The organism is Aeribacillus pallidus (genome assembly GCF_050478865.1).
Taxonomy (GTDB): Bacteria; Bacillota; Bacilli; order Bacillales; family JACDOC01; genus JACDOC01.
This window is the reverse complement of record NZ_JBCNBW010000065.1, coordinates 19,941-33,753: the sequence shown is the minus strand read 5'-3', so window position 1 is coordinate 33,753 and position 13,813 is coordinate 19,941. Positions and strand designations below refer to the sequence as shown.

The 13,813-nt window shown below is 38.6% G+C and carries 16 protein-coding genes; 5 read left to right on the top strand and 11 right to left on the bottom strand.

Annotated elements, in window-relative coordinates; genetic code table 11:
• Nucleotides 1-130: 130 nt before the first annotated feature.
• From ABES52_RS14440 to ABES52_RS14420, 5 genes are all read right to left on the bottom strand, one after another.
• Nucleotides 131-1,765 carry a nickel-dependent hydrogenase large subunit gene (locus ABES52_RS14440; protein ID WP_429651885.1) on the bottom strand — a complete coding sequence of 545 codons (1,635 nt, stop codon included), beginning with the start codon at nt 1,763-1,765 and terminating at the stop codon, nt 131-133.
• Between the two features lie 132 nt (nt 1,766-1,897).
• Nucleotides 1,898-2,869, bottom strand: coding sequence for a hydrogenase small subunit (locus ABES52_RS14435; protein WP_429651884.1), 972 nt, complete (start codon nt 2,867-2,869; stop codon nt 1,898-1,900).
• Nucleotides 2,870-2,942: 73 nt separating this feature from the next.
• Nucleotides 2,943-3,638: a hydrogenase nickel incorporation protein HypB gene (gene hypB / locus ABES52_RS14430; RefSeq protein WP_429651883.1), complete on the bottom strand. Its 696-nt coding sequence runs from the start codon at nt 3,636-3,638 to the stop codon at nt 2,943-2,945.
• Entirely contained in the window at nt 3,604-3,987 is a 384-nt protein-coding gene (gene hypA, locus ABES52_RS14425; RefSeq protein WP_429651882.1) for a hydrogenase maturation nickel metallochaperone HypA, read from the bottom strand. Before hypA ends, hypB begins: the two co-directional genes overlap by 35 nt.
• A complete protein-coding gene (locus tag ABES52_RS14420; RefSeq protein ID WP_429651881.1) occupies nt 3,980-4,507 on the bottom strand; it encodes a helical membrane plugin domain-containing protein in 528 nt (175 codons plus the stop codon). The genes hypA and ABES52_RS14420 overlap by 8 nt, the downstream gene beginning before the upstream one ends.
• Before the next feature lie 481 nt (nt 4,508-4,988).
• Between ABES52_RS14420 and trhA the strand changes: the two genes are divergently transcribed.
• From trhA to ABES52_RS14405, 3 genes are all read left to right on the top strand, one after another.
• Complete coding sequence (gene trhA, locus ABES52_RS14415; protein WP_429651930.1) at nt 4,989-5,636, top strand: PAQR family membrane homeostasis protein TrhA; 648 nt, start codon at nt 4,989-4,991, stop codon at nt 5,634-5,636.
• Between the two features lie 178 nt (nt 5,637-5,814).
• Complete coding sequence (locus ABES52_RS14410; protein WP_429651880.1) at nt 5,815-5,994, top strand: small acid-soluble spore protein H; 180 nt, start codon at nt 5,815-5,817, stop codon at nt 5,992-5,994.
• A 215-nt stretch (nt 5,995-6,209) separates the two neighbouring features.
• Complete coding sequence (locus tag ABES52_RS14405) at nt 6,210-6,629, top strand: hypothetical protein (protein WP_429651879.1); 420 nt, start codon at nt 6,210-6,212, stop codon at nt 6,627-6,629.
• 73 nt (nt 6,630-6,702) lie between these two features.
• Here the strand turns inward: ABES52_RS14405 and ABES52_RS14400 are convergent, their stop codons facing one another.
• Complete coding sequence (locus tag ABES52_RS14400) at nt 6,703-7,446, bottom strand: DUF3784 domain-containing protein (RefSeq protein ID WP_429651878.1); 744 nt, start codon at nt 7,444-7,446, stop codon at nt 6,703-6,705.
• Nucleotides 7,447-7,834: 388 nt separating this feature from the next.
• On the opposite strand from ABES52_RS14400, the gene ABES52_RS14395 reads away from it, so the two are divergent.
• Nucleotides 7,835-8,530, top strand: coding sequence for a DUF8580 domain-containing lipoprotein (locus tag ABES52_RS14395; protein ID WP_429651877.1), 696 nt, complete (start codon nt 7,835-7,837; stop codon nt 8,528-8,530).
• Between the two features lie 718 nt (nt 8,531-9,248).
• Nucleotides 9,249-9,866 carry a YitT family protein gene (locus tag ABES52_RS14390; protein WP_429651876.1) on the top strand — a complete coding sequence of 206 codons (618 nt, stop codon included), beginning with the start codon at nt 9,249-9,251 and terminating at the stop codon, nt 9,864-9,866.
• A gap of 11 nt (nt 9,867-9,877) precedes the next feature.
• On the opposite strand, the gene cysC is transcribed toward ABES52_RS14390, so the two are convergent.
• The 5 genes from cysC to ABES52_RS14365 are packed head-to-tail and all read right to left on the bottom strand — an operon-like array spanning nt 9,878 to nt 13,671.
• Nucleotides 9,878-10,474 carry an adenylyl-sulfate kinase gene (cysC, locus tag ABES52_RS14385; RefSeq protein ID WP_429651875.1) on the bottom strand — a complete coding sequence of 199 codons (597 nt, stop codon included), beginning with the start codon at nt 10,472-10,474 and terminating at the stop codon, nt 9,878-9,880.
• Between the two features lie 15 nt (nt 10,475-10,489).
• Entirely contained in the window at nt 10,490-11,629 is a 1,140-nt protein-coding gene (gene sat / locus ABES52_RS14380) for a sulfate adenylyltransferase (RefSeq protein WP_429651874.1), read from the bottom strand.
• Between the two features lie 25 nt (nt 11,630-11,654).
• Nucleotides 11,655-12,362, bottom strand: a complete 708-nt coding sequence (locus ABES52_RS14375; RefSeq protein WP_429651873.1) for a phosphoadenylyl-sulfate reductase — start codon at nt 12,360-12,362, stop codon at nt 11,655-11,657.
• Nucleotides 12,347-12,919 carry a phosphoglycerate mutase family protein gene (locus ABES52_RS14370; RefSeq protein ID WP_429651872.1) on the bottom strand — a complete coding sequence of 191 codons (573 nt, stop codon included), beginning with the start codon at nt 12,917-12,919 and terminating at the stop codon, nt 12,347-12,349. The genes ABES52_RS14375 and ABES52_RS14370 overlap by 16 nt, the downstream gene beginning before the upstream one ends.
• A complete protein-coding gene (locus tag ABES52_RS14365; protein WP_429651871.1) occupies nt 12,904-13,671 on the bottom strand; it encodes a phosphosulfolactate synthase in 768 nt (255 codons plus the stop codon). The genes ABES52_RS14370 and ABES52_RS14365 overlap by 16 nt, the downstream gene beginning before the upstream one ends.
• Nucleotides 13,672-13,813: the final 142 nt, after the last annotated feature.

Sequence of the window (13,813 nt, the reverse complement as noted above, 5' to 3'; positions counted from 1 at the left end):
ACCTCAAGGAGCATATCGATCTCTCTTTTTCTGTTTACTAGACTATTAGATTACAGGTGAATGTGATACGCGGGCTGATATGCTGGCACAGTAGAAAAACACTTCATCTTAAACTTCGCATGAATAGCTATCAACACATTTTAACGACTTCATATTTGGCTAACTCTTTCTGTGACTTAGCGTCATAAGCATGAACGGTGCACACAAGGCACGAATCATAGCTTTGGGCAATATGAGCCAATTCGACCGGATCTTCAGGATTTTTAATAGGGACGCCAATCATCGCTGTTTCGATTGGCCCGCGCTGATCGTGACGATCTCGAGGCCCAATATTCCATGCTGTCGGAGTGATGACTTGATAATTTTCAATTTTTCCATCTTTAATTTGAATCCAGTCCGCCAAAGCGCCACGAGCTGCTTCCGTAGCCCCGAATCCACGTCCTTCAGGCAATTCTTTCGGCTTGATATAAAATTTTTCGTTTAAATCGATTTGCTTCAACCAATCTTTCATGCGCAAATAATATTTGGCAGCTTCGTGTAGACGTGCCAATACACGCACCATCACACTTGGTCCAATTTCTTTCAAAATATTCAAAAATAGAGGATCATAATCTTGCCATTCTTGCGCACCAGGGCGTCCGGCGATGACTTGGCGAGCTAAAGGTCCTACCTCCAGCGGAGATTCTCCAATGAGTGGAATATTATAACGTGGTGCTTTAGCAAAGGTGTACTTTCCTTCTTTTTGTCCTTCCATTGGATCCACTGGATCGGTAACTCCTTCAAATGGATGGTAAGCACCACTGCCACGATAGTAAGAATACGTGTGGTCTTCCCGTACCCGTTCCTGATCAAAATCATGGAAATTTTCTCCATCAAATATTCCAGAACGAGTAATTAACGCAGCATTGCGTCCTTCAATCGTCGGATAGCGATATTGCTGTGGATTGAAAAAGGTTCCAGTAGCTAAATAGCGTCCCGGACCTGCTCCATATTTGTCTAAGCCAATTTCCATACTATAGCGAATGAACAAACCAAGATCGGAATCACGGTGTTCTGGCTTTTCATCCAGCCACGCAAGCACATCGTCCCAAGTCTTGTTTTCCAACCATCGTTCAACGGACGAACCAAGCAAAATTTTCTCCAGCCAATTTTCACGATAATATTCCAAAATCGAGATAGAGCGAGTAATATCGGACAACGTCGGCGCGCTAACAATGCCTCCAGGAACCATGAAGCTAGAATGTGGCCATTGACCACCGAAGATTGCGTAAATTTCCACTGGCTTAGCTGAAACAGTGACGCCTATCTCATAATGATCTCCCTCAAAAGGAGCCCAACGTCGAACCACTTCATCGTACAACTTGGAAGAAGAGTAATTTTTATGCGTTAAACCGATCGCAAACAACGCATAAAACCACCGAGGAATGCTTTGAATCGTTTCCGCCGCTTGAGCAATATTGCGGATGAGCGTCGCATTCGGCGGTACTTCCGTGCCCCACGCCGTATCGAGTGCATATACGGCTTTCGTGAGATGGCTTCCACCGCAAATGCCGCATATTCGAGGGGTAACAATCAAACCAGCTTGCGGATCTTTTCCTTTTAAAATTATCTCGAAACCGCGAAACATCGTTGCTTGCGTCCAAGCGTCCACAACCACTCCATCTTCAATGGCTACTTTTACATCTAAATCGCCTTCAACGCGTCCTAGAGAATGGACTTTAATCTCTTTTTTATTTGTTTTTACAATCGTATCTTGTTTTTTCATGCTCTTTAAGCACCCCACTTTTAAAATGGTTTCCCTTAAAGGACATCTGAACCTCTTTTTCGAAGATTAGTGTTCAAAAGAGATGTTTCTACCGGTTTCCCCTTCATTCCGATGACTCAAGTTACGAATTTATCACGGCACAAACATATCTTCTTTTGCCCACTTCGGCGCCACTGACCGCGCCAATGCCGCATTCACTGAGTAGCTGAGCGGATCGCTTCCTTCTGGCACTTCTTTTGGGATCGAACCGAGTATTTTTTGCGTCTTAAACACTGTTCCCGGTGCTAGATCAAAGTACGGGAATTGCGGCTCTGTACAGCCAATACAAGGCATTCCTGCCCGTGTTTTCGAAGATTGACGGTTCCATAGAATCCGATTGCATGGCGAATGAGTCATTGGGCCTCGACAGCCTTGCTCATAAAAGAGACATCCTTTTCGGGTACCTTGTCCGAACTCTTCGACTGGTTCTTTCCACTCAAAATATTGAACACGCGTACATCCAGTTTGGGTGAACGTTTTAAAGAAGGTTTGAGGACGTTGAAGTTCGTCTAAGACAACGTCTTCCAAACGGCCGGTAGCAATAGCAACAAGAATTTGTGTCACCCAGTCAGGATGAGCCGGACATCCAGGAATATTAATGACAGGCAATCCTGCTTTCGAACGAAACTGTGTTCCTAGAAATCCCCCGCGTTTTTCTTTCAAGTATTGAAGACCAATCGACTCAGACGGATTCGGTTTTGTCGCCGGTACCCCTCCCCAGCACGCACAGTCACCAATTGCTACGACATATTGCGCTTTCTGGGCAAAATCCCAAATCCAATCTTTTTTCGGACGATCCATGAGCATATCATAGTGTCCAGTTCCGTTTGGCCCTTGAATAATGGTCCCTTCTACCACCAAGATATCGAGCGGAATTTCGTCATTGAGAATTTCCTCATAAAGGCGGCGGACTTGTTCGCCAAACTCCATCGACAAAGAGTGGTGATACAAGATGTTAATGCCGAAATCGGTAACTAAATCAATGACCGTCGGCTCTTCCGCATTTAAAAAGGATTGAGTGTTTCCATTGCACGCACCGCCATGCATCCAAAGGACATTTACCACAATCTCCACCTCCATAAAAATATGAGTGTTAAAAACTATATTTTTTCATTGAGGCTAAACAAAGTAATTATGTTTATAGGGTGCCAGACATAGAACTAAATTCTGATTTGTCCTTTTCTAAACGCGAAATCCATTCGTCGATTCCTTCTCCGGTACGAACAGAAACTTCATGTATGCGAATACCTGGCCGCACCTCATTCAACGCTTCATAAAAACGATTCCGTTGAAAACCTACTGCTTCCGCTAAATCAATTTTTGTAATGATCGCTGTATCAGCGCTGTTGACGATGGTTGGATATTTTACCGGTTTGTCCTCTCCCTCTGTCACCGAAAAGAGAACAACACGTTGATTTTCTCCCAAATCATAACTTGCGGGACAGACGAGGTTCCCAACATTTTCAATAAAAAGAAAATCAATTTTATCCAAGTCCCAATCTTGCAACGAACGCTCAATCATTTCCGCTTCTAGATGGCAAACGGTTCCAGTAGTAATTTGGCGTACGTTTGCCCCGCTTTGCCGCAAGCGATCCGCGTCGTTCTCCGTTGCTAAATCGCCCACTAAAGCGGCTACTTGATACCGTTTGCTTAGTCGGGTAAGCACTTCTGTTAGCAGCGTCGTTTTTCCCGTTCCGGGGCTGGAAACGAGATTGACGACATAAACACTCGCTTTTCGAAAGCGCTTCCGTAAATCTCTAGCAAGAAGGTCGTTTTTCTTCAAAACGTTCTGGCGAATTTCAACAATTCTTGGATTCAATATTAGTTCTTGCATTTTCTTCTTCACCTTCCAAAGCGTACAATTCCATCTCTCGTCCTGCGAGCACCTGGCCTGTTTTTGTTCCGCACACTGGACAACGCATAGGAAATGGTTCGGGCAAAACTTGAGCTTCTTGGCAGTCAGGACAGAAAACGGTTATGGGAACATCTTCAATGATCAGCTTTGCTCCTTCCAAAGGAGTTCCTTGAACGACTACATCGAAGGAAAATTCTAAAGCTTCTTTTACCACTCCCGACAATACACCAAGTTTTAAATACAGCGCTTTAACTCGCTTTATTTCCAAATTTTTACTTGATTCCATGGCTAGTTCAACTAAGCTGTGGGCAATAGATAACTCATGCATCGTTGATCTCCTTCGATAAGTGTCGTGCAAAATGAAGAACAAAACTAAGTGCTGGCTGCACTTCGGGATCACTTAACGCCCTCATCAGACCAATGATTCCCACACGTTTCGTTCCCGCTTCCTCCGACTCTTTAGAGGCCTCATGCAATGAACGAAACACTTTTCCAATTGTTTGCACCGAACGTACATCTAAAACATCAGATTTGAACAGCTCTTGAATTTGTGGAGAGTCGAGGAATTCTTGCATTCGCTGCAACGAGTTTAATGCATGCTCCAAACGTGTAGCATATTCTGAACTAGTTACGCTTTGTCGCAACAAAATAACAAGTTCGTTAATCGAATCAGCAAATTCTGGTCCGCGCCGAAGAAAATTTTCCAGCATATCTAGAAGAAATGTTACATTCTCCAGCTGATCGAGCAGGCGGATTAGTTGCTCAATCGTTCGCGGATCTGAAAGCTTTTCAACCAACAGATGATCCATTGGCGTCTCCATGACTGCTCCATTCCCAGGTTCCCCCATTCCGAATCCTCCTTCTTGATTTCCATATTTCGTCAACATGGTGTCTTATTTCCAGCTTCTAAAATAATAATACAATAATTTAGAATTTTTAGAAATATATATTATAAAAATTCTATTTAACTACCAAATTTTTGTAATAAAATAAAAAAACGAAAGATTCACTTTCGTAGTATCCTTTTCGACAATGGGTGATTTTCCGCTTGCATAGCCGGTAGCAAGAAGGAATTTTCTCCTTTCTTTTATACAGAAAACGGGTCATTTTCTCAGAAGACACCGGTTTCTGATTGATCTCCCTCCTACTATTCACTTAGAGGAGGGAGACTTCTCGGAAGACGTTAACTACAAAGTGAAGAAATGAAGGGTTCCACATTCTCAATTTTGAGTCTTGGTGCTATCATTCTTTACAATTTTCACCGTCTTCTCACCAGATAAATATGGTAAAATGAGAGGAAACGGTTCTAGATGGAAAGGAATGAAAAGTTTGGCAAACACACATACGTTTACGAAAGTGGAGGAAGTAGTCCATTCCATCACTCACGGGATTGGAGCATTGCTCAGTATAGTGGGACTTGTGATTTTGGTCGTATCGGCATCCATTTATGGAAATGCATGGCATGTTGTGAGTTTTAGTGTGTTTGGCAGTACCATGCTTTTGTTATATTTATCATCTACGCTTGCTCATGGTCTCCCAGAAGGAAAAGTAAAACGACTTTTTGAGATTTTCGACCATTCCTTTATTTATTTTTTCATCGCTGGAACCTATACACCTTTTCTTTTTTTAGCGGTAAAAGGCGCCATCGGTTGGACGTTGTTTGTTATCGTTTGGGGCATGGCTGTTATAGGTACAGTTTTTAAATGTTTTTTTGTCAATCGATATTTATACACGTCTACCATTATATATGTCGTTATGGGATGGCTTGTTGTTATTGCATGGAAACCTCTAATGGCGAGTCTTTCTTCTAAAGGATTGATATTCCTAGTAATAGGGGGAATCTTCTATACAATTGGGGCAATATTTTACGTATGGAGAGGTTTTACATTTCACCATGCCATCTGGCATCTATTTGTATTAGCAGGTTCGACCGCTCATTTCTTCGCAGTCTTGTATTTACTTCCGATTTTCAACTAAGAGGCATTTCTTTCGTTTAACATCAATCCCTATATATAAGTAGATTTCCTCCACAATCTTGTGGAGTTTTTTTTGTATATAAAAAAATTAAACTCGTAAGTAATTGAATAACAACATGTATATCTAAAGAATGTGGTGTAAATATTATAACTGTTCCAAATCAAAAGGAGGTCATTACATGAACACAGAACGAGCAAAAGAAATTGCTGCCTCTCCAGTTATGGCGAATGTAACCTATAATGGGGTGCCTATCTATATTCAACAAGTAGATGAAGAAAGTGGAACAGCCACTATCTCCCCCCTTGATGAACCAGATAATAAACAAACAGTTTCTGTAAACAGCTTAAAAGAGCAATAATTTGTGATTTATTTCCCCATTACTATCATAATTTTTATTAAAACACCACCTCCAAGTGGTGTTTTATTGTTTATTTAGACTAGCCTGATACTATTGTATTCTTTTGTTCTCAAGAAATTTTTACCAATAATTTAAAAGACAAACATAAATACGTCGATATACCCAGTCATGTTATAATGGGATTGATGATCAAAATAAAGAAAGGAGAGACATCCATGGTCAATATTACAAATGAAATGATTTTACAGGCGATTAAAGAACTAGCGGATCAACTAAAAAATCATACGGAACAAACGAACCAGCGTTTTGAACAAATCGATCGTCGTTTTGAACAAATTGACCAACGATTCGAACAAATCGACCAACGCTTTGAGCAAATTGAACAACGCTTTCAGCAAGTTGAACAACGCTTTCAGCAAGTTGAACAACGCTTTCAGCAAATCGAACAAAAATTTGAACAAACGAATCAACAATTGACAGACATGAATAATCGGCTGAAACAAGTTGAACAAACGATCAAAGAGATGGACAAACAGCTCACTGACGTAGCAAACGGTCAAAAAATTCTCGTGGAAGAATTGTTTGACAACAAAAAAGAAATCAAGCGAGTCAAAAATGCCTTAAACATGTATTAGCCATTAAAGCGTGTTTGCTGTAAACGTTAGAAAACGACATATTGAAATATCTTCCCACCCATCATTGGTGGAATCACCGTGTTTTTACCTTTTCCAATAACTCGTCGTACAACTTTTGTGTTTCATTATTATTCTTTCGATTAAGAATGATATAATCATCACCTTTTTCAACATATAAATACGGTTCATATCCATTGTGAACAAATAATTTCCCTCCACCGTAAGGTTTTTCTAATCGAAATGAGCCTTTCAATCGACCAAAGGCTGCAAAACCGTTCGTTTTCACAATTACTTCTGGAAGTTCATTCAACAATTTTACTTGACTGATCTCCTCAATCGGCCATTCCACCCCATAGACACCCGTCACCTTCAAATGCTGATCATCAATGATAATCTCGTTTTCTTGAAAACCAAAATAGACTAGCACCGTAACGAATACAATAACAATGACCGTAATAATTCCCGAAATCCAGTAATTTTTTTTGCGCTTATGAGCTAATTCGTATTTTTGAACATACACTGTTCCGCCTAGCAGGACGATTAGGAACAACCCCAAACCAATTTCAAAACCATATGGGACTCGAATCAAAGCTAAAACGACCGAAACGAATAGAATGATAAACGTATAAAGGAGCAATTTCCCGATGGCTTGTGGATATCCGTTTTCAATTAATTGCTGTTGTTCTTCTTTCGAGCGATTGTAAAAACCTGATATAAAACTATATTCTTTTTTCTTCAAAACTAAATACGTCATTCCACCATGAATAATAAGCGTAAACCCCATGATGATAAGAAAAGCGATCATACTAGTGGACACGGTCATTTCACCTCGATCACCAATGTATTCTTTTGTAATTTTTTACGTCCTAGGAACCGATTGGTTTCAGTATTTTTTGCAAAAAAAGAGCCTCTTGATTAAAAGTGCTCTCTATATTTAAGTATTTATAAAAAAAATTACTGCTCGTTTTTGTATCTTGGTTGTCCAAACACCAATTAAGCTACAAATGAGCACAGAAATAACTAAAACCACAATGACTGTGTTGTTCACGTTTATCCCTCCCCCTCATATGTATAAAGATGAAAGCAAAATAAAACCTACGAGGAATGGTGAATTCACCTATTTTTTCTTACCTATCCAAATATTCGTAACCTTTTCATAACAAAATCAGTCTAATTGTTGACTGAACTCTAAGGAGGAAAAATAAATGACACATTGGAAAATGACCATCATATGCACCATTTTGTTTGTTTTTTTAAGTGCCTGCAGCACTCAACATACATCCCCTATGACAGAGAATGACGATCCAGTTGTTGAACCAGCTCCTGACCACCCGGTTGATCACACTGAGCCATCGGAAGATAACAATGGTACCGATCCTGACACGCCAGTATCCTCCCCTGCCAAAGAGGATCAAACGATTCGTTTATTCGAAACGGTTTTAACTTATGAAATGGAGGGAATGAAAGAAGAAAAAATAAGTTACTTACGGGAAAGCAAGAATCAAGGATATTCCTTTTATGTGATGGAAGGGTATCAATTTGCAGAAGAAGAACCAGGCAGAGACATCGTCATGTTAGAAGCCAATCCTGATATTTACATGAGAATAGAAGTACTTTCAGATGACGTGAACTTCGTAGTAATCAAAGAAAATACGAAAACGACATTAGAGGCTGGGTTCGATGAAGTGTTTGAAATTACAGAAGGAATTCCGAAACATGAATTGTTCAACGATGTTGTCTATCTGATGGCCGCTCACAACGAAGAAACAAAAGCTGAGTCTTATGTAATTAAAGGAAACAAAACCCGTCCACATTTAAGAATTACTTGTGTTGGCGTTCATGAAGTCGAAAGTTTTTCACCGTTCTGGACGATGGCCCACACAATCGAACGGCAAGAATAAAAGAGAAAGAGCAGCTATTGTGGTGGCTGCTCTTTAATCGTTATTCCTAATTAAGGATTAATTTGTTTTTTACGTATCAGTAAATAGCGATACACCTTTGACTGATTTCTGCGAAAAAAATTAATTCCTGATAATACTGAACTAATGATCAGTAAAAAAACAAACAGAAATATTTCACCAGCTGTAGTGTAATCATTAATACCCAATAGAAATGCCGATAATCCACATACGATACTTAGTACTAAGATTAATAATGGAGACATTATTGATTGACTTTTCAATTCCCCACCTAAAAATTTGTTCTCTGTTATAAAAATAAGCCACTTTACCGATATCTTTTCTCATTTTTAGGATCTGTTGGATGTATCATAATACAAAAACAGAATCTTCCATTGGATTTTTATACTCGCCTATACATATATATTTTAGATACATATCCTATTTAACAGACAGGCAAGATCATCATGATCCGAACTACCCGCACAAGGAAACATATGATTTAATTTATACAAGCCAGTAAAAGAGCCGGACATAAATTCAGTGTTAAATCCAACAAAAAAGAGGAGAGTTCATTCTCCTCTCAGACTGCCCGAAAAAATCGCCCAATACAGGCGATTTTTTCAAACATATATGTCCACTTGTTCTCATAAAATGGACAAGAGAAAGATCTAAAGATATTATGAATAGAAATATCATCCTAGAAAGGTCGTTAAAGAAAATGAATCGTCATTTATATACATATGTTTTACTTTTCATTGGTGCTGTCGTGCAAGGAACTTCTATGGCCATTTTCTTGTTCCCGCATTCCATTCCATCAGGTGGAGCCGCAGGATTGGCGATTTTAATGAACCATTGGTTGCATCTTCCGTTAGGCCTTGCATTATGGGTTGCCAATTTCTCTTTTTTAGTTTTAGCATTGAAATACTTTGGCTACTCTTGGACGATTCGAACCATGTATTCGGTGACAATTACATCTATTACCGTAAATCTAATAACGGAATACGTTTCATTCCCGCACGTGAACCTTTGGCTGGATCTATTATGCGGCAGCATTCTCTTTGGGATTGGAGTAGGAATATTAATTCGTCATGGAGCTTCTAGCGGAGGGATGGTCATTCCTGCATTGATGATTGCAACTTATAAAGGCTGGAGTCCAGGGAAAGTGATGCTTGGGCTCAACCTTTTTATCTTTATATTAACGGCCTCGGTTATTGATTTTAAAATCGTTTTTTATGCGATATTATGTCAAACCATTTCAACGAATATAATTGATATCATTTACTATTTAAAATGGCCAAGCTTTCCTTTTATTTCTCTAGGTTGGCGGAAAAAGTAACGATCAAAGAATTAGATGATTTCTTTTTCTTGTAAAAAAGAAATGATCTTTTCCGCTGATTCTTCGATCGTTAACAGATTTGTTTCGATTATTAAATCAGGATTCAGCGGCTCTTCATAAGGGGAACTAATACCTGTAAATTCATGAATTTCCCCTTTTCTTGCCTTACTGTATAAACCCTTTGGGTCCCGAAATTCACAAACATTTAATGGACATTTTACGTATATTTCAAAAAATTCCCCTTTAGAAAAAAGAGTTTTAACCATATCCCGATCTTTACGAAAGGGAGATATAAATGGCGTTAAAACAATTTGACCACTGTCAACAAAAAGTTTAGCTACTTCCCCAATTCTGCGAATATTTTCTTTTCGATCCTCTTTGCTAAACGAAAGATCTTTGTTTAAACCGTGTCTAATATTGTCTCCATCCAATACATAACTTCTGATCCCTTTTTCAAATAATTTCTTATCAACGGTATTCGCCAATGTCGATTTTCCTGAACCAGATAGTCCTGTAAACCATAATGTACAACTTTTATGTTGGTTTAATCGTTGCCGATCTTGTTTGGTTACAAGCGCAGGATGCCAAATAATATGACTTTGTTTCATAAATCCTCATCTCCCCTATATTGGCTGCTTTTCATTCTTCATTAGTACATCGATGACCTCCGGACGACTAAATTCTTTTGGAGGTCTTATGCCTTGTTTTAACATTTGTCGTACTTTGGTTCCTGACAATATCACTCGATCTTCTTTATTGTGTGGACAAGTTTTGGCAGATGCCATTCCCCCGCATTGTAAACAATAAAAACTGTGTTCAAAAAATAACGGCTGAATCCCTAATTCTTCGTCAGAAAAATAGGAAAATATTTTTTGCGCATCATAAGTACCGTAATAACTTCCTACACCAGCATGATCCCGTCCGACAATAAAATGGGTACAGCCAAAGTTTTTCCGAACGATGGCATGAAAGATAGCTTCCCTTGGTCCAGCATATCTCATAGAGGCTGTAAAAACGGATAACAGTACACGGTCTGTTGGGTAATATTTTTTTAGCAACACTTCATAGCTTTCCATCCGGATATCGCTTGGGATATCGTCAGATTTCGTTTCACCGACGAGCGGATGTAAAAAAAGACCATCAACGGTTTCTAACGCACATTTTTGAATATATTCATGAGCCCGATGCACCGGATTTCTCGTTTGAAAACCGACAATGGTTTTCCACTTTCTTTTTTTAAATATTTCTCTTGTATGAGAAGGATCAAGTAAATACTCACTAAATTTTGCTTTTTTCAAACGTTTGACCATAATGACCGGGCCACCTACATATACATCTGGACGGCTCCATAATTTTGCAACACCTGGATGAGCAAGATCTTTTGTTCGAAAGACGTTAATGGCTTCTTGTTCTTTATCTGGGGAAAATAAATCCGATATTTCGATGACACCGTAAACTTCTCCATTCATCACCAGTTTGGCAAATTGGCCAATTTTTAATTGAGCGGCTTTTTCACGGCTGACCGTTAAAGTAATAGGAATCGACCACGGTTCACCCGATGCTAACCTCATATCCTTTACGACGGATTCGTAATTTTTTTGATCCATAAACCCCTCTAATGGGCTGTATGCTCCAGTAGCAATTAGTTCTAAATCACTTAATGCCATCTGATCCAACGGAATGTCATGTTTAATATCAGATAGATTGTATGTTGGATAAAATCGATTGACTAATTTTCCTCCATGAGGGATACTTCTTGTCAATTTTGTTACCTCCAATATTTTCTCTTTATTTATGAAGCCCACATTCTGTTTTTTCTTTATTGATCCAACGCCCTGCCCGCAAATTGGTTCCTTCCAACACTTTAGCGGTACATGGTTCGCAACCAATACTCGGATAATGTTGGTCATGGAGTTGATTGTATGGAATTTGATGAATACGAATATAGGACCAGACATCTTCCCATGACCAGTCAATTAAAGGACAAATTTTTATTTTTTCAAATTTATCATCTTTGTTAATATAATTGATGTTTTTCCTTGTGGAAGACTGTTCACGGCGAAGACCAGTCATCCAGGCATCATGATTGGTTAAAACTTTTTTCAAAGGCTGAATTTTACGTAGGTAACAACAAAGATTCGGATTTTTCTCCCACAAACGGTCACCATAATTTGCGTTTTGCTGATTGACAGAAATATCAGATTTTATCATTTCAATCTTTAAAGTCGGGTATTTTTCTTTTATTCGATCGATTAATTCGTATGTTTCGTTAAAATGCAAATCCGTATCAAGGAAAATAATTTTCGCAAAAGGGTTTATTTTACTAATGATGTCGACCAATACAACACCTTCAGCACCAAAACTGCACGCATAAATCATTTTTTCTTCGTATTCCTTATACGCCCATTTAATGACATCGACAAAATCTTTGAAACCATTTTGCAATTGTTGTACATAGTCTTGATCCCAACGATCATAAGTTAGTGTGCTACCCAATGATGGTTCCCCCCTAAAGAATGATTGATAAAATCCAATGGTATTAACGTATTGTTTTCAACAACAATCTGATTCATTTTATTGACATTTCCGATTTCATGGATGGATGTAACTGCTCGGATCCAAGAACCATGCCCAAATACTAAAATCTTTTGATAGGATGCATATTTTTCTAAAAAAGCGAAAATCCGATTTTCAAAATCAGCAAGACTTTCTCCCAAAACGAGATGTCTCGGATGTTCCAACCACTCACTTTGGTATTTTTCAATTAATTTCCTTTTTTCTATGCCTTCAAATGAGCCAAAATCTAACTCATCTAAGAGTTCTTCACATCTATAATTTGTAAATCCATAATGAGTGGCAGTTTGTTGGGTTCTTTTTAACGTACTAGTTAGAACGATATCAAACGGACCCATTTCATTTAATAGTTGTTTATTTTTTTGAATTTGTTTCGAAACATTTGGTGTGATTGGATCGATCGGGACATCTCTTCTTCCTTGAAGCAGTCCTTTCTTATTCCAATCCGTCGGTAAATGACGAATTAAGAAAATAAGCATTTGGTTTCCTCCAAAAAAAATGTTTCGCTTCTCAGTCCAGAGCGTTGAGCTTCCAACATTAAAATATCTTGAGGCTTGACATTTCCTAAATTTACGTTTGGGCCTAAAAGATTAATGAAAAACATTTGCTGTTTTGGTGTTGGAGCTTCGAAAATGATTTTCCGTATATCGGTGTATTGAATGAAATCATTTATTAAATGTTTTTTTACTTTTCCATCACTTTCATAAATCCCCACGGTTCCTGAATCTCTTCCTTCCACCATGATATATTCGCAGCCTGCTTCTAAGAGTGCTTGAACTTCTTCTAACCATTGGGTATTTGTGTACACCTTCGAGTGATCTTTAGATCCAACTTCACCAATCACGTGGAATAAACTTTTCATTTGGTTGATCAATTCAATTCGTTTCTCTAGCGGAATGTCCAATGTGCCGTCTGAAACTTCAATCCACTCTATTTTGAGATCCTTTAAAAATTCAACATATTCATTGATTTTTTCTTGATAATAGGCTTTTTCAAACAATGTCCCGCCACAATATGGCTGAATATCATATTCCTTGTACAATTCGATTTTTCTTTTCAAATTGGGTGTTACATAGGCTGAACCGATTCCGATTTTTGCAAGATCAATAAAAGAATGATAATCGGATAAAATATGAGTTAATTCACCAACTGGGATACCAAAGTCAGCTATAACGGTAATACCGTAACGACGGTTTTTTTTTACTCTTGTAGGTAATGACAAAAAGTTCATATTTGGGTACTCGCCTCCTTTTCCTTACAATTGCTATGCTATTCAGTTCATAGGCGATTGGTGTATAAATACAACCTTTGTATTTAAACTATCTATTTATTTAGCGAATAGAGGAAAGAAAGTTGACTTAAAATATGAAAGT